General features: G+C 66.3%; 17 protein-coding genes and 1 tRNA gene. 10 read left to right on the top strand and 8 right to left on the bottom strand.

Translation table 11 applies throughout. The annotated features are described in order from the left end of the window. Nucleotides 1–33: 33 nt before the first annotated feature. From A5636_RS22975 to A5636_RS22965, 3 genes are all read left to right on the top strand, one after another. Entirely contained in the window at nt 34–465 is a 432-nt protein-coding gene (locus A5636_RS22975; RefSeq protein ID WP_065160939.1) for an ATP-binding protein, read from the top strand. Between the two features lie 115 nt (nt 466–580). Continuing rightward, nucleotides 581–2,341 carry an N-acyl-D-amino-acid deacylase family protein gene (locus tag A5636_RS22970; RefSeq protein ID WP_065160938.1) on the top strand — a complete coding sequence of 587 codons (1,761 nt, stop codon included), beginning with the start codon at nt 581–583 and terminating at the stop codon, nt 2,339–2,341. A gap of 6 nt (nt 2,342–2,347) precedes the next feature. Next, nucleotides 2,348–3,679 (top strand): aromatic ring-hydroxylating oxygenase subunit alpha, encoded by a 1,332-nt coding sequence (locus A5636_RS22965; protein WP_065160937.1) that lies wholly within the window; start codon nt 2,348–2,350, stop codon nt 3,677–3,679. A 24-nt stretch (nt 3,680–3,703) separates the two neighbouring features. Here A5636_RS22965 and A5636_RS22960 read toward each other — a convergent pair whose 3' ends face one another. Next, a complete protein-coding gene (locus A5636_RS22960) occupies nt 3,704–7,030 on the bottom strand; it encodes a helix-turn-helix transcriptional regulator (RefSeq protein ID WP_172827302.1) in 3,327 nt (1,108 codons plus the stop codon). A gap of 204 nt (nt 7,031–7,234) precedes the next feature. Here A5636_RS22960 and A5636_RS22955 point away from each other — a divergent pair, with 204 nt between their 5' ends. The 3 genes from A5636_RS22955 to A5636_RS22945 all read left to right on the top strand — a co-directional run bounded on the left by A5636_RS22955 (nt 7,235) and on the right by A5636_RS22945 (nt 10,922). Next, the gene (locus A5636_RS22955) at nt 7,235–8,464 is read left to right on the top strand and encodes a cytochrome P450 (protein ID WP_065160936.1); all 1,230 of its coding nucleotides are present in this window, start codon (nt 7,235–7,237) and stop codon (nt 8,462–8,464) included. A gap of 74 nt (nt 8,465–8,538) precedes the next feature. After that, complete coding sequence (locus A5636_RS22950) at nt 8,539–9,324, top strand: PP2C family protein-serine/threonine phosphatase (RefSeq protein ID WP_065160935.1); 786 nt, start codon at nt 8,539–8,541, stop codon at nt 9,322–9,324. 2 nt (nt 9,325–9,326) lie between these two features. After that, nucleotides 9,327–10,922, top strand: coding sequence for an FAD-binding protein (locus tag A5636_RS22945; RefSeq protein WP_155763964.1), 1,596 nt, complete (start codon nt 9,327–9,329; stop codon nt 10,920–10,922). Here A5636_RS22945 and A5636_RS22940 read toward each other — a convergent pair. Further along, nucleotides 10,919–11,848 carry an alpha/beta fold hydrolase gene (locus A5636_RS22940; protein WP_065160933.1) on the bottom strand — a complete coding sequence of 310 codons (930 nt, stop codon included), beginning with the start codon at nt 11,846–11,848 and terminating at the stop codon, nt 10,919–10,921. The two genes, A5636_RS22945 and A5636_RS22940, sit on opposite strands and share 4 nt — an antisense overlap. Nucleotides 11,849–12,124: 276 nt before the next feature. Here A5636_RS22940 and A5636_RS22935 point away from each other — a divergent pair, with 276 nt between their 5' ends. The 3 genes from A5636_RS22935 to A5636_RS22925 all read left to right on the top strand — a co-directional run bounded on the left by A5636_RS22935 (nt 12,125) and on the right by A5636_RS22925 (nt 16,778). Beyond that, complete coding sequence (locus tag A5636_RS22935) at nt 12,125–14,362, top strand: NADP-dependent isocitrate dehydrogenase (RefSeq protein WP_065160932.1); 2,238 nt, start codon at nt 12,125–12,127, stop codon at nt 14,360–14,362. 173 nt (nt 14,363–14,535) lie between these two features. Continuing rightward, a complete protein-coding gene (locus A5636_RS22930) occupies nt 14,536–15,756 on the top strand; it encodes an acyl-CoA dehydrogenase family protein (protein ID WP_065160931.1) in 1,221 nt (406 codons plus the stop codon). After that, entirely contained in the window at nt 15,753–16,778 is a 1,026-nt protein-coding gene (locus tag A5636_RS22925; protein ID WP_065160930.1) for a phosphotransferase family protein, read from the top strand. Before A5636_RS22930 ends, A5636_RS22925 begins: the two co-directional genes overlap by 4 nt. Here A5636_RS22925 and A5636_RS22920 read toward each other — a convergent pair. The 4 genes from A5636_RS22920 to A5636_RS22905 form a co-directional block, all read right to left on the bottom strand. Next, nucleotides 16,775–17,992 carry an adenylate/guanylate cyclase domain-containing protein gene (locus tag A5636_RS22920; RefSeq protein ID WP_081287948.1) on the bottom strand — a complete coding sequence of 406 codons (1,218 nt, stop codon included), beginning with the start codon at nt 17,990–17,992 and terminating at the stop codon, nt 16,775–16,777. The genes A5636_RS22925 and A5636_RS22920 overlap by 4 nt on opposite strands. Nucleotides 17,993–18,009: 17 nt before the next feature. Next, nucleotides 18,010–19,800 (bottom strand): selenocysteine-specific translation elongation factor, encoded by a 1,791-nt coding sequence (gene selB, locus A5636_RS22915; protein WP_065160929.1) that lies wholly within the window; start codon nt 19,798–19,800, stop codon nt 18,010–18,012. Beyond that, on the bottom strand, nt 19,797–21,104 hold the full coding sequence (gene selA, locus A5636_RS22910; protein WP_065160928.1) for an L-seryl-tRNA(Sec) selenium transferase: 1,308 nt from the start codon (nt 21,102–21,104) through the stop codon (nt 19,797–19,799). The genes selB and selA overlap by 4 nt, the downstream gene beginning before the upstream one ends. A gap of 32 nt (nt 21,105–21,136) precedes the next feature. Further along, nucleotides 21,137–21,229 (bottom strand) — tRNA-Sec (locus A5636_RS22905). Between the two features lie 314 nt (nt 21,230–21,543). Between A5636_RS22905 and selD the strand changes: the two genes are divergently transcribed. Next, entirely contained in the window at nt 21,544–22,515 is a 972-nt protein-coding gene (gene selD, locus A5636_RS22900) for a selenide, water dikinase SelD (protein WP_065160927.1), read from the top strand. A gap of 75 nt (nt 22,516–22,590) precedes the next feature. Here selD and nrfD read toward each other — a convergent pair whose 3' ends face one another. Together nrfD and A5636_RS22890 are read right to left on the bottom strand one after the other, a co-directional pair. Next, a complete protein-coding gene (gene nrfD / locus A5636_RS22895) occupies nt 22,591–23,661 on the bottom strand; it encodes an NrfD/PsrC family molybdoenzyme membrane anchor subunit (RefSeq protein WP_065160926.1) in 1,071 nt (356 codons plus the stop codon). Beyond that, nucleotides 23,658–24,287, bottom strand: a 630-nt coding sequence (locus tag A5636_RS22890) for a 4Fe-4S dicluster domain-containing protein (RefSeq protein WP_065160925.1), incomplete at its 5' end; no start/stop codon positions are given. The genes nrfD and A5636_RS22890, both read right to left, overlap by 4 nt.

The raw sequence follows: 24,287 nt of genomic DNA, 5'->3' as shown, positions 1-24,287 counted from the left end.
CGGAGGGCTGGACGCACTGATCCTCGGTCGAAAATGACGCCTCTCGACGACCGATCCAGCTTCGTCCGCACGCGTGTCGCCGCGGACGGCTCCAATGCTGCACGGCTGCGCGTCGAGTTCCGCAATTGGCTGGACCGACACTTCGCGCTGGGCGCCGAGCGGTTCAGTGATTTGGTGCTGGCAGTCAGCGAAGCCTTGGCCAACGTCGCCGAGTTCGCCTACTGTGACCTGCCCGGCCGGGGCACGATGGACATGCGGGCGGCCTACGATGCCGCCTCGGACACGCTGGCGGTCCGGGTCAAAGACCGTGGCCGGTGGCGTCAGCACAAATCATCTGTGGATTTCTCCCGTGGGCGCGGAATTCTGTTGATGCAGGCACTGGCCGACGAGGCCGAGATCAGCGGTACACCGCAGGGCACTGAGGTGCTGCTGCTCTGGAACCACCTGACCGCACCGACCAGTTGACCGCCTGACGCTGCTGAGTCATTGACTCGCCCTGACCGGGCGCATACCGTCATACATACGCTACGCGGCGTAGCGTAATAATTTCCCAGCCCGGGTTCGTGCCGCGGAGGCAGTCATGTTTGACCTGAAAATCACTGGCGGGACCGTCGTCGACGGGACCGGCGCGCAACGGTATCGCGCCGACATCGGCATCAAGGACGGCAAGATCGTCGAGATCGCTCCTCGCGGCGCGGACAGCGCCGAGTTGGCCGGGGAGGCCGCCGAGACCATCGACGCGACGGGACACATCGTTGCACCGGGCTTCGTCGACATCCACACGCACTACGACGGTCAGGTCAGTTGGGACAGCCTGCTCGAGCCCTCGAGCGGCCACGGCGTCACCACCATCGTGACCGGTAACTGCGGCGTCGGCTTCGCTCCGGTTCGTCCCGGTAGCGAAGACTGGCTGATCAAGCTGATGGAAGGCGTCGAAGACATCCCCGGCACCGCCCTGACCGAGGGCATCACCTGGGGTTGGGAGACCTACCCGGAGTACCTCGACGCGATCGGGAAACTGCAGTTCTCCGTCGACGTCGGCAGTCAGATCGCCCACGGGGCCGTCCGTGCGTACGCGATGGGCGGGCGCGGCGCTCGCAACGAACCCGCCACACCCGAGGACATCGAGGCGATGAGCCGACTGGTCCGCGAGGGCGTCGAAGCCGGTGCCCTGGGCTTCTCGACGTCGCGGACGCTGGCCCACACCGCGATGGACGGCGAACCGGTGCCCGGCACGTTCGCCGCGGAAGAGGAATTGTTCGGCCTCGGCCGCGCCATGGCCGCCGGCGGCCAGGCCGTGTTCGAGCTGGCACCGCAGGGAGCCGCCGGCGAGGACATCGTCGGCCCCAAGAAGGAATTGGAGTGGATGCGACGGCTGAGTCGCGAGATCGACCGACCGGTGTCGTTCGCATTGATCCAGGTCGATGCCGACCCCAACCTGTGGCGGGAACAGTTGGACGTGTCGGCCGCCGCGCACGCCGAAGGCAGTCGGCTCCATCCGCAGATCGCGGCACGCCCATTCGGCATGATGATCGGGTTCCAAGGCCATCACGGTTTCACCCATCGGCCGACCTACCGCAAGCTCAAGGCCCAGTGCAGTCGCGAGGAACTCGCCCAACGCCTGGCGGATCCGGCGGTCAAAGCCGCGATCCTGTCCGAGGACGACCTGCCGATCGACCCGACCCAGTTGTTCGACGGCATGTTCGCCATGGTCCAACACTCGCTGGGACGGCTGTATGCGCTCGGCAATCCGCCGGACTATGAACCCACGCCCGAGCGCACCGTCGCCGCGATTGCCAAGGCCCGCGGCGAGGATCCGCTCTCGACTCTCTACGACCTGATGCTGGAATCGGACGCGACGGCCATGCTGATGTTGCCGCTGTTCAACTACGCCGAGGGCAACCACGACGCAATCCGGGAAATGATGTTGCACCCGGCCGGCGTGTTGGGGCTGTCGGACGGCGGCGCGCATTGCGGAATGATCTGTGACGCTTCCTATCCCACCTTCCTCTTGACGCACTGGGCGCGTGACCGGCAGCGCGGTGAGAAACTGCCGCTGGAGTACGTGATCCGCAAGCAGTCCCGAGACACGGCGCACCTGTTCGGGCTCACCGACCGCGGCACCATCGAGCGCGGTAAGAAGGCCGACATCAATGTCATCGACATGAATGCACTGACCCTGCACCCCGCGGCCATGGCCTTCGATCTCCCGGCCGGGGGTCGCCGGATCCTGCAGGGCGCAAGCGGTTACGCGGCCACGATCGTCAGCGGCACCGTAACCCGCCGCAAGGACATCGATACTGGCGCCCGCCCGGGTCGGTTGGTGCGCGGAGCGCGTTAGGGGTGCATGCCCGTGACGACGACCGAGGGTAATCCGGCCCGCACCCGGGAAGAGGACGCGATCGGCACCCCGCCGGCCTCGCCCACCCTGGTGCCGGCCGAACGCTACTACTCGCCGGCATTCGCCGCACTGGAGGGCGAGCGGATGTGGCCGCGGGTATGGCAGATCGCGTGCATGGTGGACCATGTCGCCGAACCGGGTGATTACTTCGAATACCGTTGTGGCGCAATCAGTGTGTTGATCGTCCGCGGTGACGACGGCGAGTTGCGAGCATTCCAGAACGCCTGCCGCCATCGTGGCAACTCGCTGTGCGTCGGTTCGGGCTCGGATCTGCGCGAGCTCAAATGCGGTTACCACGGCTGGACCTGGGACCTGGCGGGCACGCTGAAGCGGGTGCCCAACCGCAAGGGGTTCGGTGCACTGAAGTTGTCCGACTTTCCGTTGCTGCCCGCGCGGGTCGAAACTTTCGAGGGCATGGTCTTCGTCAACATCGACCTCGACGCGATGCCGCTGATCGAGTACCTGGACGAGATCCCACGGGACATCGCATGGTGCAATATCGGCGACTTCCGTTGCTACGCAACGCTGACTGTCGAGGTCGAAGCCAACTGGAAGACGATTGCCGACGGCTACAGCGAGACTTACCACGTTCAGACGCTGCATCCGGAACTGTTGCGTTGTGTCGACGATATCCATGCACCGCAGCAGATCTCGATTCACGCCGGCAAATCCGATCAGCCCTACGGTGTGCCGAGTCCTCGCTTCGACGGCGCCCTGAGCGACGAAGAGGTTTGGGACGCCTACGTTTACACGCAAGGTGCGCTGATGGGCGCTGCCGAGGGCACGCCGTTTCCGGCCGACGAACGCAGGCCCGGGCAAACCGTCCAGGACCTGATCGCCGACCGTACCAGGGCATTCGCAGCCAGTCGCGGTGTCGACCTGGACTGGGCAGACACCGACCGGATCACCCGCCTGCACCAGTACAACGTGTTCCCGAATATGACGTTCCTGGTCAACGCCGACCATCTGACGGTTATGTGTTCGCGCCCCGGTCCAAACCCCGATCGCGGTGAGTTGGTCATGTTCCTGATGTCGCGGATGCCGCCGGGCGCGGGGCATACCAAGCCGACAGACGTCCGGATGTCAGCCGAGGCCGCCGAACCCGGCATCGTGCTCACCCAGGACATCCGAGTGCTGCCGGGCCTGCAGCGCGGACTGCATCAACCTGGCCTCACCCACCTGGTGCTGTCCAATGAGGAGCGCAGGGTGATCAACATGCACCGCAACCTCGAGCGCTACCTCGACCTCCCCGAGTCGCAGCGGATGAGCGGCGGCTGAGTTTCCGGCGCGAGCAGGGGTAACTCAGGCGTGGCGGGCCGCCTCTTGGGCGAGTTGGACGCGGGAGCTCAGACCGAGCTTGGTGTACACGTGAGTGAGGTGTGTTTCGACGGTGCGCGGCGAGATGAACAGCCGGGCGGCAATGTCTTTGTTGGCCAATCCCTCGCGGAGCAGCCCTACGACGTCACGCTCTGCCGGGGTTAGCGAGGCCCAGCCGGTGGACGGCCGTTTGCGTTCGCCGCGGCCGCGCTTCGCATAGGCAATCGCCCCGGCGGTCGACAGCGCCGCACCCTCGGCGAACGCCGTGTCGAAGTCGTTGTGGCCCATCGCGTCTCGTAGCGCGGACACGGTCTTTTCGTAGTCGGCCTGGTGGATTGCGTACCGCACCTCACCGGTGCGCCGACGGACGGCTTCCGCCGCGCCGAAGAGCCTGGCCGCTTCCGAGTGACTGGACGCTCGCGCAGCCAATTCCCCAAGGCCCTCGAAAACGTCGGGTACGCCAAGTTGCGCCCCCGTCTCGGCCGCACACGCCAGCGCTTCGTGCAAGTCACGCTCGGCTGCATCGACGCTTTCCGGATGGTCTTCGGCAAGGGCTACCCGGGCACGTGTATTGAGCGCAAGCATCCGAAAATATCCAGCGGTTGCCGCTACCCCCTGATCGGCCCAACGACGCGCCGCGACGACATTGCCTGCCGCCAACTCACCTTGGGCTCGCCACATCAGGTTCGTCGAAGCAAAGCCGGCGTCCGGGATGCGACCATAGGCCTTCGCCAGCGCGTCCCTCGCGGCCGCGACATCTCCCGCGGCCAGCAGTGTCCAACCCAACGCGAGATAGCCGAGTCCCTCGATAGCCGCGCCGAGTTCGGCGACGGACTCAACGGCTGTTTCGACTGCGGCGAGCGCCGCAACCGTCTTGCCATGCCGCCCGAGGACGAAGCTCAGCGCCATCAGGGCGTTGAACCGGCTGAAGAGATCACCCGCCGCCTCGGCATCGGCGAGTAGGTCGTGCAATTCGTCCTCGGCACCCTGGAGGTCGCCGCGCATCGTCCGCCCACCGGCAATACCCCAGAGGCGGCACTGACCCGAGGCGACTCGGTCACCAATGGCCTCGGCAAGGTCGCGCCCTTCGGCGGCCGCGGCCTCGGAGATGCAGGCGCCGGCCATAGTTGCCGCGTACGCCTGGAACCCGAGCAGCTGGCTCAATCGCCACTTGTCGTCCAGGTCGCGCGCCAACTCGATGGCCTCGGCGAAGTATGTTGCCGCCTGTTCGGGTTCGAACGCGGCGGTGCCGACGCAGCCGGTGAGGGCGCGGACCAGTAGTGCCGGGTCGTCGAGTTGACGAGCAATCGCGAGCGCTTCAGTTGCTTGTTCCCGTCGCGCCGGCACCCCGACCCACCCGTCGAATAGAGCAGCGTCGGCCAGCGCCCGCGCCAGCACCGCCGGCGCCACCTCGGCCTCGACAGAGCCGGCCAGCGCCTCATCGATCCAGCCGAGTCCCTCCCGCAGCCGGCCGCGGGTCAGCCACAGCGGCTGTAGCGACGACGCGATCTGCAGCGCGAGCTCGATGTCGAGATTTTCCAGACTCCAACCGAAAGCGGCTCGCAGATTGTCGATTTCGACTTCGGTGTCCTCGACTCGGCGTTGGTGTCCGGTGGCGGCGGGCGCATCAAGCATCGCGGCCATCGTTGTGTAGTAGTCGCGGTGACGTGCGCGCACCGCATCGGCCTCCCCGGATTCGCCGAGCTTTTCCAACGCGTACTGACGAACGGTCTCCGGCAACCGATAACGCGTTCGGTCACCGGTGTTGTCAGCCACCACCAGCGACTTGTCCACCAGCAGCGTCAACTGGTCGAGCAGTTGGAAGCGCTCGAAGGCGTTGTCTCCCGCGACGGCCCTGGCCGCAGTGAGATCGAATCCCCCCATGAACGGCGCGAGCCTGCGAAACAACACCTGTTCGGGCTCAGTGAGCAGAGCGTGGGACCAGTCCACCGACGCGCGCAACGTCTGCTGACGGCGCACGGCCGTGCGCCGCCCACCGGTCAGCAGGCGGAAGCGGTCAGTCAAACTTCCTTCGATCTCGTCCAGCGACAACGCCCGCACCCGAGCCGCCGCCAATTCGATGGCCAGCGGCATGCCGTCGAGGCGTCGGCAGATTTCCCGGACCTGGGCGACCTGGGCGATCTGGGAGACCTGGTCGTCGGGGGTGGCGAAGTCGGGACGCACGCGGCGCGCCCGGTCCACGAACAGGTCCACGGCTTCGTCTTCTAACGACAGCGACGGCACCCGCCAGGTCACCTCGCCGGCCACGCCGATGGGCTCGCGGCTGGTGGCCAGCAGCGTGAGGCTCGGACAGGCACCCAGCAACACGGTGACGAAAACGGCAACCGCGTCCACCAAGTGCTCGCAGTTGTCCAACACCATCAACATCCGACGGTCCGAGACGTACCGTGCGACCGCCTCCGTCGTCGACCTTCCCGGTTGCTCGGAGAGGCCCACGGCTTCGGCCGCCGTAGCTGGGACGAGGCCCGGGTCGGTGATCGGTGCCAGATCGACAAACCAGACTCCGGCATCGAAATCGGCGGTCAGTTGGCCGGCTACCTGGATGGCGAGTCGCGTCTTTCCCACGCCGCCGGTCCCAGTCAAGACAACCAGCCGCTCGGCGGCGACCATCTGACGCAAGTCGGCAACCTCGCCGCTGCGCCCGACGAAACTGGTGAGTTGCGCCGGAAGATGTTCGCCGACCGGCCTTTTCGGAGTGTTTAGTGGCGGAAAGTTGTTCTTGATGTCTGGGTGGCAGAGCTGTACGACCCGCTCGGGGCGCGCAACACCGCGCAGCTCGTGCGTCCCGAGATCGGTCAGCCACGCATCCGCCGGCAGCGCATCGACGACCAGATCCTCGGTGGTGCCGGACAGGACGGTCTGGCCGCCGTGGGCGAGGTCACGAAGACGCGCGGTCCGATTGACCGTCGGACCGATGTAATTGTTCTCATCGCGCAACTGCACTTCACCGGTGTGCAGGCCGATACGAAACCGCAACGGCGCCAACGGCGCACGCTGCAGGTCCAAGGCACAGGCGACAGCCTGGCTGGCACGAGCGAACCCGACGACGAAGCTGTCGCCTTCGCCCTGCTCGACCGGCCGCACCCCGCCGTAAGTTGCGAGTAGTCCGTCGAGCGTGCGATCCAACAGCGCAACCGCCGCCGTCATCTCCGCCGGCTGGGTTTCCCACAGCCTCGTCGAACCCTCGATATCGGCGAGCAGCATGGTGACCGTCCCGGTCGGCAGCCCGCTCACACCCAATTCACCCCAGTTCACCGGCGGTGCGTCCACACGTGGATGCGTTTCGGTCATGCTAGCCAGATTCGGCCGGCGGCCACCAGAAAACATCGGGGAAATCCCGTATTCGGACCCCGCGTGCTGGTCGTGGGCGCTTTGGCTCTGCGCTCACGGCACGGTCATCTCGCTCTTTATCGCCGTAACCGCAGACTCAGCCGCTGCCACATTTGCGTGTTGTCCCCGATGGTTTTCTCCTCCCGCCGGCAGAGGCTGAGCGGCATGACCACCACTATCGATCGACCCAACGTCTTCGACGCCGGCCTACCGACCGTCAACTACGAACACGCCCAACACCCCGACGAAGCCCACGCGATCATCCGCGAGGCCCGCGCGCGGGCACCTATCGCGATGGGACCCTACGGACCCGAGCTGCTCACCTACGACCTGGTGCACGCCGCGCTACGCGACCCGCGGTTGCGCGTCCCGCAAGGCATGTTCCTTGCCGCACAGGGTATTACGTCCGGACCGGTGTGGGACCGCGTCGCCGTCAACATCCTCAGCCTCGACGGAGACCAACACCGTCGGCTGCGCCGACTGGTGAGCAAAGCCTTCACTCCCAAAGCCGCCGCGCGGTTGCGCACCATGATGACCGATGTCATCACCGGGCTGGTCGATCGCCAAATCACCAGGGGCCGTTGCGATGTGGTGGCCGACGTGGCCCGCCGGTACCCGATCCCGGTCATCTGCGCGCTACTCGGAGCACCCGCCGAAGACTGGGAACTGTTCTCCGACTGGGCGGACGACATCTTGAAAGCATTCAGCTGGGATGCCGCCAGTACGGCGCCCGCGATTATGACCGCCTGGGAAGCGCTCGACACGTATATCGACAACATGGTCGCGCGGCGACGGCAGAACCCGACCGACGATCTGATCTCCGCGCTGATCCAGGCCGAAGACGACGGTGACCGCCTCAGCGGCGACGAACTCCGATCGCTCGTCGCCGCACTGCTGTTGGGCGGCACGGATACAACTCGTATGCAGTTGGGTGCGGCGGCACATGTGCTGTGCGATCATCCCGAGCAGTGGACCCTGCTCGGCGAGCACCCCGAGTTGGCAGCCGGTGCCGTCGAAGAACTGATCCGCCATTCGCCCATCACCTTCGTGACCCTGCGAACTGCCCTCGCGGATGTCGAGATCGCCGGCGTCCTGGTTCCGGCCGGCACACTGGTGGTGATCAACACCGGAGCCGCCAACCGCGATCCCGCCGTCTATCGCGAGCCGGATCGCCCCGACATCTGCCGCCAGGGTGCACCGCCGATCCAGACGTTCGGCGCCGGGATGCACTTCTGTCTGGGCGCCAATCTGGCCCGTCTCGAACTCGCCGAGGCCCTGAGGGTCATGACGCGGCGGATGCCCAACGCCCGCCGCACCGGTCCGGCTCCGTGGAAACCGGTCAACGCGCTGGGCGGCCCGATCGCCGTGCCAATCGAGTTCGGCGCCGGTGGGTGATTTGGGTTTCGCCAGCACCGGGTCACTAGGATGGCCGCAACTCGAGTGCTGGAGACCGAACAAAGGCGGAGTGGATGGACGTGCGGTTCGCAGGTCTGTCCGACATCGGCCACCTTCGATCCAGCAATCAGGACCGCTGGGGCGCCGCCCCGGAACAGTCGTTGTTCGTCATCGCTGATGGCGTGGCGTGCAGCACCGACGGGGGGCTCGCCGCTGCCCTGGTGGTCGAGCTACTGCCGACATATGTAGACCGGCACCTCAATCCGGAAAACGTCGATAATCCGGAAAATGTCGACGCCGAGGATGCGGCCGACCTGCTGCGGCGCGCGGTGGTCGAATACTGCGACGACTTCCGTGCCTATGCCCGGACCGACGTCCGCGCGGCCGGCTCCAACACCACAGTGGTCGCGGCCGTTGTGGCGGGGTCGCGGGCGTTGGTGGCTCATCTCGGTGACAGCCGCGCTTATCTGTTGCGCGAGGGGCAATTGCGGCAACTGACCCGCGACCACAGTGTGATCCAGGACCTGATCGATGCGGGCGAAGTCGCCCCCGAAGACGCCGAAAGACACCCGTCGCGGGCCACCCTCACCCGGCACGTCGCGATGCTGCCGTGCGCTTTACCCGATGCCACCGCGGTCGACCTGTCCCCGGGTGACCGGCTATTGCTTTCCACAGACGGTTTACACGGCGTGGTCACCGATGCCGCCTTGGCCGAGACACTCGAAGCCCATCCCGATCCCGACGATGCCTGTGCGGGTCTGGTTGAGGCCGCCCTGAAAGCGGGCGGTCCGGACAACGTCACCGCGGTGGTCATCGATATCGGTGATATCGATGGAGACCGCACTTTGGGTGAGGACTGACCGTGGACGCGGACGTCGAATGGGTGGCCGACGTAGTGGTGGTCGGATTCGGTGCGGCGGGCGCCTGCGCGGCGATCGCCGCGCGCGAGCAGGGGGCCGACGTGATCGCGGTCGACCGCGCCAATGGGGGCGGTTCGACGGCGGTGTCGGGCGGAATCATCTACGCGGGCGCCGGCACCGCCGTTCAGCAGCAAGCCGGTGTCCAGGACAGCGCCGAGCAGATGCTGACGTACCTTCGGCTCGAGGTCGGCGACGCCGTCAGCCCGCAGACCCTGGAATCCTTCGTGGCGGGTAGCCCGGAGATGATCCGCTGGCTCAGCGACTACGGCGTCCCGTTTGATTCCACGCTGTGCCCCTACAAGACTTCCTATCCGAACAATCGTTACTACCTGTATCACTCGGGCAGCGAGAACTCCGGCGCCTTCCGGGCGCACACCCCACCGGTCCAACGCGGGCACCGCGTGAAGGGTAAGGGCGTGTCCGGAAAAATGATGTACGCGCCGTTGGCCAAATCCGCACTCGCCCTTGGTGTTCGGCTCCGGCCCCATACGCGCGTCACCCAGCTGATCCAGGAACCCTCCGGCCGGGTATGCGGTGTGCAGGCAACGACCCTGCATGACGCGCCACCCCGGGTCCGACGTCTGTATGCCCGGCTGGCCGGACTGTCGACCAAACCGGGCGTCTACTACCCGCCGCTGCGCTCGGCAGTCGAACGTCGCCTCCGCAACATCGAGCGGCGATATTCGCGGCCAGTGCAGATCCGAGCCCGCCGCGCCGTAATCATCTGTGCCGGCGGGTATATGGCCAACACTGACTGGATCGAGCGGTTCGCTCCGCAGTACCTCGGCGGAATGCAACTGGGCACCAGCGGTGACGACGGCAGCGGCATCGCGCTGGCACAGAGCGTGGGAGCCGTCGCCGAACGGATGGACAACATCTCGGCCTGGCGCTTCATCACGCCGCCAAGCGCTTTCATCAACGCGCTCATCGTCGACCAACACGGTCGCCGGGTGATCGACGAGAGTCGTTACGGTGCGGCGGTAGGGCATGCGTTGGTGCGACAGCACGACGGGAAGGGCTGGATCCTGGCTGATGCCGCGCTGATGAAAGAGGCGCGACGGCAAATGATCAAGCAGCCGTTATGGTTTCAGCGCGCTCAGTCCGCAGCGCTGATGTTGTTCGATTCGGTGAAAGGCGATTCGCTGCGCGAGGTGGCCGAACGTTGTGCCATCGACCCCGACGGTCTGGCGGCTACCGTCGAAGCGCACAACAACGCCATCGATGACGGCGCGCCGGATCCGGCGGGCAAACCCGCCGACTTCGTCCGTCGAGTCGGCCCGGGTCCGTACCGGCTGCTGAATGTCTCCGTTCGGCCCAGTCTGATCAATCCCACGCCGATGCTGACCCTCGGTGGTATCCGCGTTGACGAGGGCACCGGCGCCGTGCTCGACGAATCCGGCGCCCCGATTCCCGGGTTGTTCAGCGCGGGACGCACCGCGACCGGGATCTGCTCCAATTCCTATGTCAGCGGGCTCTCGCTGGCCGACTGCGTGTTTGCCGGTCGTCGCGCCGGGAGATGCGCTGCGACACACGCTTAGTGGGTCGGGGACCGTTGAATCACCAATTCGGCGGCGGCCGCGACCAAGTCAGGTTGGTGAATCTGAACGAAGTGGTCGCTGCCGCTGGCCTCGATGTAGGGCGTCTGTGGCCGTAGCGCGACGAGTGCGGCAGCGGCGTCGCGCCAGGCCTGCTCCAACTTCGCGCTCTTGTCGGCCGGCAGATCCGGCGGAATAGTGAAGGGCTCCGTCCGGGTCAAGACGACCGTCGGCACCGGCGGAAAGCTGGGAGCGGCCGCCACCTGCGCCACACTGCGATCGATGTCGACCACTTCGAACGACGACGGATCCTTCAACTGCGGCGGCGCGGCGTCGAGCGCCTGTCGGTACGCGGGCCAGTCCGATCCCATCAGGTCCGGTATTTCGACGCCGAAGGCATCGACGAACACCAGTCCCCGGACCTGTTCCGGATGGGTCTGGGCATAGAGCCGAATGAACAGCCCACCCAGGGAATGCCCGACGAGGACATACGGGCTGGGGACGTGTCCGGCTTCCAGCAAAGCATGTAGGTCCGCCACCACGTCGGCGGCGGTACGGGGCATCGGTACCGGTGAACTGCGCTCGGCGATGGTGGGCGGGTCGGAATGGCGCAAGGTTCCGGGGCGGTCGTACGCGCAGACCCGATGGCCACGGGCCAGGGCCGGCAGCACGGCCGGGCCAACCGCCGGTGCGGCCGCATCGGATTGGTTCCACGGGTCCGCCGAGTTGTGGTAGCCGGATTCCAAAATGATGGTGGGACCGCCGCTGCCGTGACATTCGAGGTACAGGTGGTGTCCGTTGCCGATCTCGACCGAACCGGTGAAGTCGCCCGCAACGGCGGCAGCGGGCGGTTTGCCCGGTGGTCTGGCACCACACCCCGCAGACGCAAGAAGCAGTGCCGTCGTCAGCAGGATCGTCAACGGGCGCATCCGGCCATTGTGGCGGCACTGAGAATTCGGCGGACGGCGTACCTGGGGAGGCCGCCGATCGAGGTGTCGGGGCATACCGGGTTGCCACGCAAACCCGGTCGCGACGGCGATAGACGTCCCCTCGCGGATTCCGGCTGAGTTCCTAAAGTGTCTGTACCCGCCCTGAGTGCGGCGTCTGTCTCGATCTCCGGTGTCGGCCGTGCGTTAGGGTCGCTGTTGTGGCTGGCGATGAAGTAAGCCCAGAATCTGACCGACACTGACGCCGGGAGAATACGTATGAGCGCCGAACAGCCGACCATCATTTACACGCTGACCGACGAGGCGCCAATGCTGGCGACCTACGCCTTCCTTCCGATTGTGCGTGCCTTCGCCGAGCCCGCGGGCATCAAGATCAAAACCAGCGACATCTCCGTGGCCGCTCGCATTCTCGCCTTGTTCCCCGACGAGTTGGACGAAGATCAGCGCGTCCCCGACAACCTGGCCGAACTGGGCAAGCTGACCCAGGACCCGGACACCAACATCATCAAACTGCCCAACATCAGCGCCTCGGTGCCGCAGTTGGTCGCGGCCATCAAAGAGTTGCAGGGCAAGGGCTACAAGATTCCGGACTTCCCGGGCAACCCCAAGACGGACGAGGAAAAGAAGATCCGTCAGCGCTACGCCAACGTCCTGGGCAGCGCGGTGAACCCGGTCCTGCGCGAAGGGAACTCCGACCGTCGCGCCCCCCAGGCGGTCAAGGAATACGCCCGCAAACATCCACACACCATGGGTGAGTGGTCGATGGCTTCCCGCACCCACGTCGCGACCATGAAGCGCGGCGACTTCTACCACGGGGAGAAGTCGATGACGCTGGACCGCGCCCGCAACGTGAAGATGGTGTTGACGACCAAGAGCGGCGAGACCCTTGAACTCAAGCCCAAGGTGTCGCTGCTGGAGGGCGACGTCATCGACAGCATGTTCATGAGTAAGAAAGCTCTGCTCGAGTTCTACGAGGAGCAGATGGAGGACGCGCACAAGACCGGCGTGATGTTCTCCCTGCACGTCAAGGCGACCATGATGAAGGTTTCGCACCCGATCGTCTTCGGGCACGCGGTCAAGGTCTTCTACAAAGACGCTTTCGACAAGCACGGGAAACTCTTCGACGAGTTGGGCGTCAACGTCAACAACGGCTTGGTCGATCTCTACGACAAGATCAAGTCGCTGCCCGCCTCACAGCACGACGAGATCATTCGGGATCTACACGCCTGCCACGAGCACCGCCCCGAATTGGCGATGGTCGATTCCGCCAAGGGGATTTCCAACTTCCATTCGCCCAGCGACGTGATCGTCGACGCCTCCATGCCTGCGATGATTCGCGCCGGCGGCAAGATGTACGGCGCCGACGGGCGGCAGAAGGACACCAAGGCGGTCAACCCAGAGTCCACTTTTTCCCGGATCTACCAGGAGATCATCAACTTCTGCAAGACGAACGGCCAGTTCGACCCGACGACGATGGGCACCGTACCCAACGTGGGTCTGATGGCCCAGCAGGCCGAAGAGTACGGCTCGCACGACAAGACGTTCGAAATCTCCGAGGACGGCGTCGCCGACATCATCGACCTGGAGACCGGTGAAGTGCTGCTCACCCAGAACGTGGAGGAAGGCGACATCTGGCGGATGCCCATCGTGCGGGATGAACCGATCCGCGACTGGGTGAAGTTGGCCGTCAACCGCGCACGGAACTCCGGGATGCCGGTGCTGTTCTGGCTCGACCCGTACCGGCCGCACGAGAACGAACTGATCAAGAAGGTCCAGACGTACCTGAAGGATCACGACACCGAAGGCCTGGACATCCAGATCATGTCGCAGGTTCGGTCCATGCGTTACACGCTCGAACGGCTGATCCGCGGGCTGGACACCATCGCCGCGACCGGCAACATCCTGCGCGACTACCTCACCGACCTGTTCCCGATCCTGGAACTCGGAACCAGCGCCAAGATGCTGTCCATCGTTCCGTTGATGAAGGGCGGTGGACTGTATGAAACCGGCGCGGGCGGTTCGGCTCCAAAGCACGTCCATCAATTGGTGGAGGAGAATCACCTGCGCTGGGATTCCCTCGGCGAGTTCCTGGCTTTGGGCGCCTGTTTCGAGGACATCGGGATCAAGACCGGCAACGAGCGGGCCAAGATCCTGGGCAAGACCCTGGATTCCGCGATCGGCAAACTGCTGGAGAACGACAAGGGCCCGTCCCGCAAGACCGGTGAGCTGGACAACCGGGGCAGCCAGTTCTACCTCGCGCTGTACTGGGCGCAGGAACTCGCCGGCCAGGACGACGACAAGGAACTGAAGAAGCATTTCGGCAGCCTCGCCGACACGTTAGGCAAGAACGAAGAGAAGATTGTCTCCGAACTGAACAAAGCGCAGGGTGAGGAGGTCGACATCGGCGGCTACTACTACCCGGACGCGGAGAAGACCGCGGCCGTGATGCGGCCGAGCAAGACGCTCAACGACGCCCTGGACGACATCCGGGAGTAACACTCCGTACACCGCGAGCAGACGCAGAATCGCACAAGACGACACGCTGCAGTGCGATTCTGCGTCTGCTCGCGGCTTAGCCTGGTTCGAATCGACGACGAGGAGCTTGCCGCCAAGCAGCATCTGCGGCTACCGAGCCCGGCGTGACCGGTTCAGTAAGCCAGACTCTTGGTATGTCCCTCTTCGCTATTTCCGAGCGCGCCCAGCAGTACCAGTCCGATCTGAGCGGATTCATGGATTCGCATGTCTACCCCGCCGAGGCCGTCTACGACGAGCAGATGCGCGCCGACGGGGACCCGCACTTCCATCCGCCGATCCTCGAGGAACTCAAGGCTGAGGCGCGAAAAAGGGGTCTGTGGAATCTTTTTCATCCGCACGCCGAGTGGGGACCCGGCCTGACCAACCTCGAATACGCACCCCTCGCCGAGATCATGGGCCGCAGCCATCTTGCCTCCGAGGCATGCAACTGCAGTGCCCCCGATACCGGCAACATGGAGGTCTTCACGCTTTTCGGCAGCGACGAGCACAAGGAGCGCTACCTCAAGCCCCTGCTGGACGGAAAGATCCGCTCGGCCTTCGCGATGACCGAACCCGCGGTCGCCAGTTCCGATGCGACGAATGTCGAGATGTCGATGGTGCGGGACGGAGACGAATATGTGCTCAACGGCCGGAAGTGGTTCGCCTCCAACGGAATGCACCGAAACTGCAAGGTGCTAATCGTGATGGGCAAGACTGATCCGAACGCGGCACCGCATCGGCAGCAATCGATGATGGTGGTGCCCATCGACGCACCTGGCGTCACGGTCCGGCGCAACCTATCCGTCTTCGGCTATCAGGATCGCGAGGGGCACGCTGAAATCGACTTCGAGGACGTGCGGGTGCCGACCAAGGATGTGCTCAAGGGCGAGGGTGAGGGGTTTGCGATCAGCCAGGCCCGACTCGGCCCGGGCCGTATCCACCACTGCATGCGGGCGATCGGTATGGCCGAGCGTGCCTTGGAGCTGATGTGTAAGCGAGCCCAGTCGCGCGTCACTTTCGGCAAGCCGATCAGCGAGAACGCCAACGTTCGGGACTGGATCGCCGAGGCCCGCATCGAGATCGAGATGATTCGGCTGCTCACCATGAAAGCCGCTTACCTGATGGACACGGTGGGCAACAAACAGGCCCGCACCGAGATCGCGGCAATCAAGGTCGCCGCGCCCAACATCGCCCTGAAGATCATCGACCGCGCCATCCAGGTACACGGCGGCGGCGGAGTCACCGACGACTTTCCGCTGGCGATGGCATGGGCTCACCTGCGCACCCTTCGCCTGGCCGACGGACCCGACGAGGTACACAAGCGAGCCATCGCCAGCCAGGAGTTGCGCAAGTACCGCGAGGGTGGTCCCAAGTGACTGTCGTCGGCCTGGACCCCGACGCGATCGCCCGCTGGCTCACCGAGTTGGGCATCGAGTTCGAGCCACCCTTGGGTTTCCGGCGGATCGGCCTCGGCCAATCCAACCTGACTTATCGCGTCGAGGACGGTGCCGGGCGGGCGTGGGTGTTGCGCCGTCCGCCGCTGGGTCATCTGCTGGCTTCGGCACACGACGTGCTGCGGGAGGCCCGGATCATCGCAGCACTGCAGGAGACCGATGTCCCGGTCCCCCAAATCCTAGGAACCACGACGGATTCAGAATTCTCTGAGGTGCCGTTGGTCCTGATGCAGTTCGTTGACGGCCTGGTGGTCGATACGATGAGCGTTGCCGAAGCGCTGACCCCGCAGCACCGTCGTCAGATCGCGGTGGACCTCCCGCGCACCCTGGCCCGGATTCACGCCGTCGACCTCGGCGAGGTGGGGCTGGCCGACCTGGCCAGTCATAAGCCTTATGCGCAGCGACAACTCAAGCGCTGGACCGGACAGTGGGAATTATCCAAGATGCGGGAGTTGCCGGAACTCGACGACCTCACCCGCCGCCTGGTTGCCGCCGCACCTGAACAACGCGAAATCAGCTTGGTACACGGGGACTTTCATCTGCGTAACCTGATTACTTCACCCGAGACCGGAGCGATCGTAGCGACGCTGGACTGGGAACTGTCCACGCTGGGTGACCCGCTGGCGGACATGGGTTCGTTGCTCACCTACTGGGCCGAACCGGGCGAAGCTCAGCCCGGCGACTATGCGCCGTCGACCCTGGAAGGGTTTCCCGATCGCGCCGAGATGACGCGGCTGTACCTGGAAGCCACCGGCCGTGATTCGGCCGCACTGCAATACTGGCATGCGTTCGGGCTCTGGAAGTTGGCAATCATCGCCGAAGGCGTGCTGCGCCGCGCCCTGGACCAGCCGCAGAACAAGGCTTCGGCCGGCACCCCGGATACCAGCTGGATCGATGCACGGGTGCACAGAGCCCGCGAAATCGCCGACGCCGCAGGCATCTAACCTCCGCGTATGCCGACGAGGTGCCAGGTGTGCATCAAACCTTTTCCTTTTACCTCGATGTCACCGCGGTCCTCGAACACAAAGGCATGCCGAAGCCGTTCGTAGACGTCCTGTGGAACCTGGATTCTGCCTTCGACACCGGTGGATTCCATTCGCGATGCAACATTTACCGCGTCGCCCCACACGTCATAGAAGAACTTCCGCGCTCCGACTACCCCGGCCACCACCGGTCCGGCCGCTAGGCCGATCCGCAGCGGCACCTCCCGGCCGCGTGAGTCCTTAAGCCCAGCAACAGCATCCACTATTTCCAACGCCAGGTGTGCGAGCGCCTCGAGGTGGTCTGGCCGCGGCTCCGGCACACCACTGACGACCATGTATGAGTCACCGGTGGTCTTGATCTTCTCCAAACCGTGCCGGTCGACGAGTGCGTCCAACCGGGTGTAAAACCCGTCGAGAAACCCAACCACTTCGGTCGCGGGAATATTGCTGGCACGTCGGGTGAAACCAGCGATATCAGCGAACAGCACCGACGCGTCGTCGTACTTGTCGGCGATCACCGCGTCGGACCGGGCCTTTAACCGCTGGGCGATGGAAGCCGGCAGAATGTTGGTCAGGAGCGCCTCGGACCGATGGTATTCGGCCTCGATAGTCCTTTCGGCACGGGTGATTTCGCGCAGCGCGTACCAGACGGTCGCTACGACCATGAACCAGGCCGAGACGATCGACAGGACGAATCCGAAGTCGTAAGCCCAATCCGGTTGTACCCCAGTTTTTTCCGGGACCAGCACTTGCAGCGCGATAGTCAGGGCGGCCCCCGCGGCGGCCAACACCGATGCCAACGCCAGGTGGTCGATCCCCAGCACCAGCACGACAATCGACGCGCCGACCAGATAGTAGAACTGCAGCCCTGATCCCGTTCCAACGTGAATGCTGACGGCGGTGATCAACACGTAGGCCGCGACGGTGAAGGCGATCGGCGGGACCAGTTGGCCGAAGCGATATAACAACGGAATCGCAAGGTAGACCACGGTACTGACCACACTCAGGGTGACGGTCAACAATCCACCATGTCCGATGAAGATCGACGCACAGGTGAAGAACAGGCCGATCACCGCGCTGATACGAGTGGTCATGATGAGCACTCGCTCTTGGCGGGCAAATCCTTTCGCGCGCTGCGGGTCGTGCGCAGCGGCTGCACGCGCTTCGAGCGCCATGCGTGCAGCCTAACCTGCTACCGCACCACCTCACGGTGACCCGCATCGAGTCGACGGGTCCAACCACGCGAGTCGAGGTATTCCAGCAGCGGGATAACCACCCGTCGGGTGGTATGCAGCGCCTGCCGTGCCTGGCTTGTGGTGAAGGGCTGATCCAGCTGAGCCAGCAAGCGCATCGCCCGGGCGGGCGCGTCCGGTAGCAGCACGACGCCGTCGCGCAACCGCAGCATTCGGCCGAGGCGTTCGGCGGCGGCCAGCTCCCGGTTACCCAGGCGCAGGCCTTGCAGCTCGTAAGCCTCCGGTGCCCCAAACGGATCCACGCGCAAGCGACTTTCCAGCTCGGTTACCGCCGCCTCGGCCTGACCGAGGTCGGTTCGGGCACCAGCTATCCGGAAGTGGCCGCCGCGCCGTTCCAGCCCGGCATCGCGTGCCACGATGTCGAGCAGCGACTCGTCCGGCAGACCCAGCAGGTCGGCTGCCGCACCCCGAGACAGCCCTTCGGCCAATGGGTCTCGCGCGTGCAACGCATCGACCGCGGTACGCAGCCGGTGCTGCCACGCCTGATGCGCCGCAACGTGCACCCACCACCCGTCGAACACCAGAATCTCGGCGGGGACGGTGTCGGCCAACAATCCGAGCCGACGCAGGTGGCTGGAACGCATCGCACCTCGGCGCGCCACCTCCAGCACAGCATCACCACCGACGTCCGTCGCGCCCAGCACCGCGGCCCGGCGGGCACCGTCGCCGCGCCTGCGCAACGCGGGCGGTTCGGCATCCAGCACCTGGGCCCCGCCCAACACCCGGACGTTGCCGGGGTCGCGCAACACCAACCGGTCGCCGAGCACCAGCGGCAACTTCCGGTGCAGGGTGAGCCGGGCGTGGTCGTCGTCGAAAGGTCGCAGCCGCGCGGGGACCGCCGCAGTGCCGACATGAACGACCAGCTGCGCGGGCATCTCGGTCAGCGGACCGCCCGCCGCGCGGCGCACATCGAGCAGGCGGGTACTCGGCCACGCGTCGGGGGTGACCAGCGCGTCGCCACGCCGGACGACATCGCGCGCGATGCCGCGCAGGTTGAGCGCCACCCGGGCCACCGGTCCCACCGACGAACGGGGCAGCCCGCAACTCTGCAGACCGCGCAACGCGACCGATCGGGTGCGCGCGGCGCCGAGTAGATCCAGCCGGTCACCACCGGCCAGCGTGCCTGCCGACAGGGTGCCGGTCACCACCGTGCCGGCGCCGGTGATGGTGAAGGACCGGTCGACCCAGAGCCTCACCCGGGCGCCGGTGTCGGGTTCGGGAATTCGGGCGAGGACGTCGTCCAGGGTGGTGCGCAGTTCGGCCAACCCGGTGCCGTCGACCGCGGACACGACCACCCCCGGTGCGCCGTGCAAGCCCGTCGCCGCAAGTTCCGCGCGGGCCTGCGCGAGCACTTCGGCTCCCCGGTGCGGGGCCAGGTCGGCACGGGTGATCACGATGAGACCATGCCGAATGCCCAGGGCGGCAACGGCATCGCGGTGGTCGCTGGATTGCGCCTGCCAACCTTCGTCGGCGGCGACGACGAAGCAGACGACTGGCGCCGGACCGAGCCCGGCCAACGTGTTGGCGAGAAAACGATGGTGGCCGGGCACGTCGACGAAGGCGACCTGGGTGCCCGACGCCAGAGTGGTCCAGGCGAATCCGAGGTCGATGGTCAGGCCGCGGCGGCGTTCCTCTTCCCACCGATCCGGCTCCATCCCGGTCAGAGCGTGAATGAGGGTGCTCTTGCCGTGGTCGACGTGGCCGGCAGTCGCGACGACGTGCGTGCTCAGGAGCCGGCGCCCAACGCCGCCCGCACTGCCCCGAGAAGCCGGTCGTCGTCGGCCTCGGGGATACAGCGCAGGTCCAGTAGGCAGGCGCCCTCATGCACACGGGGCAGCACCGCGGGGGTGCCGGTGCGCAGCGCGCCGGCCGTCGACTCCGGTAACCGGACCGCCCAGCCCGGCAAGGGAACACCGGGCGCTCCCCCACCACCGACGCGGCCGTCATGCGGCACCACGGTCGCGCCCACGGCGGCGGCGAGTCTTTCCGCACGTGCCCGCAACAGCCTGCCGTCCGCGCGCAGTGCAGCGGTAACCGGAGACGCGCCTGCGTTCACGGTTGCCTCCAGCGCGGCCAGCGTGAGTTTGTCGGCCCGAACCGCCCGTGCCAGCGGGTGCCGGGCCAGCCTGGACACCACGTCCGCGCGGCCGAGGACGATGCCGGCCTGCGGGCCGCCGAGCAGCTTGTCGCCACTGGCCGTGACGATGTCGGCGCCCTCGGATAAGGCGGTGGCGGCGTCCGGCTCATCGGGCAGCAGCGGTTCGGGCGCCAACAGGCCGCTGCCCAGGTCGGCGATCAGCGGGATTGCTTTGTCGGCGACCAACTCGCTCAACTCGGTGAGCGGCACGGACGCGGTGAATCCCTGCACCCGGAAATTGCTCTGATGCACCTTGAGCAGGCAGCCGGTGTCCGGACCGATCGCGTTCGCGTAGTCGTCGAGGTGGGTGCGGTTGGTGGTGCCGACTTCGCGCAACCTGGCACCGGTGGAGGCGATCAGGTCAGGCAGGCGGAATCCCGCGCCGATCTCGATCAGCTCGCCGCGGCTCACGATCGCTTCGGCGCCGGCGGCCAGTGCGGTGGTGGCCAGTACCAGTGCGGCGGCGCCGTTGTTGACGACCAAGGCGTCCTCGGCCGGCGGACACGCGTCGAGCAGCGCCCGGCGGACGGCGACCCCGCGCTTGGAGCGGACGCCGGTATCAAGGTCGATTTCGACGTCGACGTAGCCGCTGGCCGTCTCGAGGGCCTCGACCGCGCCGACCGCCAGCGGAGCACGTCCCAGGTTGGTGTGCACGACCACGCCGGTGGCGTTCAAAACCGGCCGCAACGAGGTGGTGGTGCGTTCGGTCAGCGCCGCTTCGAGCGCGCCCCGCACCTGGTCCGGCGCCAACTCGCCGCGTCGAGCCTGACTCTGGACGGTACTCACTATCGCTCGGACCACGTTGTCGCCCAGCCGGTTTCGTTCCCGCTGCACAGACGGTAGGGACAGCAACTGATCCGTCCGCGGGATCAATCGGCGTGGGTCGACCTGCGTCATCGACGTTCACTGCTTCCTGGCTAGGCAATTCGCGGAGGCGGACGGGAATCGAACCCGCCAGACCGAGATGCTCGATCTCACCGGTTTTGAAGACCGGGGGGACCACCAGGAACCCAAACGCCTCCACCGGTAAACGTAGCCCGGGTCCGCCGGGCGCCCCTCCCCGGCCGAGCGTGAGCGTCGAGCGTGAAGCTGGCTTCACAGTCGGCGTCGAGCGTGAAGCTGGCTTCACAGTCGGCGTCGAGCGTGAAGCTGGCTTCACAGTCGGCGTCGGGCGTCGAGCGCGAAGCTGGCTTCACAGTCAGCGTCGAGCGTGAAGCTAGCTTCACAGTCGGCGTAAGGCGTCGAGCGTGAGCGTCGAGCGTGAAGCTGGCTTCACAGTCGGCGTCGAGCGTGCAGCTGGTTTCACGTTCGCAGGCGCGGCTCGTACGCTCGGGCCATGACCCGGCTCACCGGCTACGCGCACGGCGGCGGCTGCGCCTGCAAAATCCCACCCGGCGAGCTCGAGGAGGCGGTGCGCGGGCTTACCGGCCAATCGGGTGAAAACGTGCTGGTGGGCCTCGACGATGGTGACGACGCCGCGGCGGTCCTTGTCGGTGATGTAGCGATTCTGTCCACCGCGGACTTCTTCACGCCGGTCGTCGACGACGCCTACGACTGGGGCCGGATTGCTGCCGCCAACGCGCTGTCCGACATCTACGCGATGGGCGGGCGCCCGGTGATCGCGATCAACCTGGTCGGCTGGCCGCGTGAGACGCTGCCCCTGGAGCTGATGACCGAGGTGCTGCGCGGGGGGCTGGCGGTGGCTTCGGAGGCGGATTGCCCGGTGATCGGCGGCCACTCCATCGACGACCCGGAACCGAAGTACGGCATGGCAGTGACCGGGGTCGCGGACCCGCAAAAGCTGCTCCGCAACGACGCCGCCGCACCCGACCTGCCGCTGACCCTGACCAAACCGCTGGGCACCGGATTGCTGAACAACCGGCACAAGCAGACCGGCGAAATCTTCGATGAGGCCGTCGACACCATGACCCGCCTCAACCGGGACGCCGCGGCGGCCGCCACCGACGCCGGGGTGCGCGCAGCCACCGACGTCACCGGCTTCGGGTTGCTTGGCCACCTGCACAAGATGTGCCGGGCGTCCAAGGTCGGCGCCGTCGTCGATCGGGCCGCGGTGCCGGTAATCGAGGCCGCCCGTCAGGCGCTCAAAGACGGTTTCGTCTCCGGCGGGACCCGCCGCAATCTCGACTGGGTGCGTCCCCACCTCACCCGAGGCCCGGACGTCTCCGACGAGGATCTGCTGCTACTGGCCGACGCGCAGACCTCCGGCGGGCTGCTGGTGGTCGGCGAAGTACCGGGTTACCCCGTGATCGGGCACACCGTCGCGGGCGGCGGCATCCAAGTGCGCTGAGTCGCGCCGAATGTGAGGGTGGTGGCCCGACATGCCCGATTCCGCGCGCATAGGGCCCACGCCGATAGCGCTTGATCAACGCCCGGTGGTTATCGAGTCGTCGGTGACACCCGCCGCCCGGCGCGCGGCTAGCCGGCGCTTCTGTGGCTCGATCGTGTAGCGGGGATCGCGAGCCGACTCTTTGCCGGCCTCGAAGAAACCGAATCTCAGCAGCGCCGACGCCGTCAGCAGCGTCAAACCGGACAGGGCCGCAACACCCCGGTGTCCCCCGCCGAGCAACGCACCCACACCCCCCGCGGCGGCCAGCCGTTCACTCCATTCCAGCATCCGGCCGGGTGTGCCCTGGTGCAGCGGTTCGGCGGTGACCGGGTCCATCCGATGCTCGGTGACTCTGGCGGAGATCAGATCAGCGACTGCTGCGATGACGGCCAGCCTGCGGGCGGGCGCGGCCTCAGCGACCGGGGTGGTGATCATGGCCAGTCCCGATGCGGCCAGACTCGCCGAACTGACAAACACGAACGGCAGGTCTCGATACGCGGCGTTCCAGGTCGGGGTCGCGGTATCGGACAGCAGCACCGCGGTGTAGACCGCCAGCGGCGCCGCGAACAGCGCCGCTTCCAACCCAGCCGGCCCCTCTACCGCACGCAGCACTGGCCGCAGCGGCCCCAGCGGCAGCCGTTCGCCGGTCAGCCGGTCGACCTCGGCCACCGACGCGACACCGATGCCTGCGCTGAAAAAACTGAGGATCCACGAACCCAGGCTCATCGGCGAGGTCAGCTTGATGGTGCGCAGCATGTTGACGAACCGCTCCGGTCGGCCCAGATCCTTGACCAGTGCGATCGCACCAAGTGCCACCGCGGCGAGCGCGGACAGCCGTGCGTTGCGCCGGAGGGTCGGTCGCCCGGTGAGCTGGGCCCCGGCGGCCAGCAGGCCCGACCCACCGGCCACGCCGCCCAGGAACAAATACGCCCCCACTTCGTGGCCCCACGGTGCCGGTTTCACCACCGGCCGCCCGTAATACGAGGTGAATTCGGCCTCGGGCACCATCATCGACTCGTCCCGACGGCGGCCTCCTTTGCCACGGCGCCGCCGCTTACCGCCGGCCGGCTCGGGCGGTCGCAGGCTGTCGAACTCCGAAGTGCTCATCGGTTGCTCCAGAACGCCAATGCGGCCGCGCCGACCATGCCGGCCGCGGCGACGCCGGCCCGTTTGAACATGGTCATCAGGTCTGCCGTGCATACCCGCGGGTCGGGCGGCAGGCCGTACACTTCCGGCTCGTCGAGCAGCAGGAAAACCGACCCGATACCGCCGACGCCGTCGTTTTCGTTGGCGCCGTAGAGGCGGGCCTCGGTGAGCCCTTGCTCGTGCAACTGCGCGACGCGCTCCCGGGCTTGTGCGACGAGGTCGTCGTGGTCGCCGAACTTGATCGACGTGGTCGGGCAGGTCTGGGCGCACGCCGGTGTCTGGTCTTCGACGAGCCGGTCGTAGCAGAGGGTGCATTTCTGCGCGACGCCGGTGACGAAGTCGTGCCCCGGCCGTTCGGAACGCTTTGCGGGCGTGGTGTAGGTGCCGTCGCTGCGGCGCTCGACGACCCCGAACGGGCAGCCGGCCACGCAGGTTCCGCATCCGTTGCACACGTCGTCCTGCACGACGACGGTGCCGAATTCGGTGCGGAACAGCGCGCCAGTCGGGCAGACATCCAGGCATCCGGCGTGGGTGCAGTGCTTGCACACATCGGAGGCCATCAGCCAGCGGAACTCCGGGGTGGGGGG

This window comes from Mycobacterium asiaticum (assembly GCF_001673315.1).
Classification (GTDB): Bacteria; Actinomycetota; Actinomycetes; order Mycobacteriales; family Mycobacteriaceae; genus Mycobacterium; species Mycobacterium asiaticum_B.
The sequence above is the reverse complement of the archived record's forward strand: the minus strand, read 5'-3'. Positions and strand labels throughout refer to the sequence as shown.

Excerpts from the sequence above, each read along its gene's own strand:
- selD (WP_065160927.1), top strand. The coding sequence starts at position 21,544 with ATGACCCGGCTCACCGGCTACGCGCACGGCGGCGGCTGCGCCTGCAAA.
- A5636_RS22975 (WP_065160939.1), top strand. The coding sequence starts at position 34 with ATGACGCCTCTCGACGACCGATCCAGCTTCGTCCGCACGCGTGTCGCC.
- nrfD (WP_065160926.1), bottom strand. The coding sequence starts at position 23,661 with ATGAGCACTTCGGAGTTCGACAGCCTGCGACCGCCCGAGCCGGCCGGC.
- A5636_RS22970 (WP_065160938.1), top strand. The coding sequence starts at position 581 with ATGTTTGACCTGAAAATCACTGGCGGGACCGTCGTCGACGGGACCGGC.
- A5636_RS22930 (WP_065160931.1), top strand. The coding sequence starts at position 14,536 with ATGTCCCTCTTCGCTATTTCCGAGCGCGCCCAGCAGTACCAGTCCGAT.
- A5636_RS22950 (WP_065160935.1), top strand. The coding sequence starts at position 8,539 with ATGGACGTGCGGTTCGCAGGTCTGTCCGACATCGGCCACCTTCGATCC.
- A5636_RS22920 (WP_081287948.1), bottom strand. The coding sequence starts at position 17,992 with ATGGCGCTCGAAGCGCGTGCAGCCGCTGCGCACGACCCGCAGCGCGCG.
- A5636_RS22955 (WP_065160936.1), top strand. The coding sequence starts at position 7,235 with ATGACCACCACTATCGATCGACCCAACGTCTTCGACGCCGGCCTACCG.
- selA (WP_065160928.1), bottom strand. The coding sequence starts at position 21,104 with ATGACGCAGGTCGACCCACGCCGATTGATCCCGCGGACGGATCAGTTG.
- A5636_RS22940 (WP_065160933.1), bottom strand. The coding sequence starts at position 11,848 with ATGCGCCCGTTGACGATCCTGCTGACGACGGCACTGCTTCTTGCGTCT.
- A5636_RS22935 (WP_065160932.1), top strand. The coding sequence starts at position 12,125 with ATGAGCGCCGAACAGCCGACCATCATTTACACGCTGACCGACGAGGCG.
- A5636_RS22960 (WP_172827302.1), bottom strand. The coding sequence starts at position 7,030 with ATGACCGAAACGCATCCACGTGTGGACGCACCGCCGGTGAACTGGGGT.
- A5636_RS22965 (WP_065160937.1), top strand. The coding sequence starts at position 2,348 with ATGCCCGTGACGACGACCGAGGGTAATCCGGCCCGCACCCGGGAAGAG.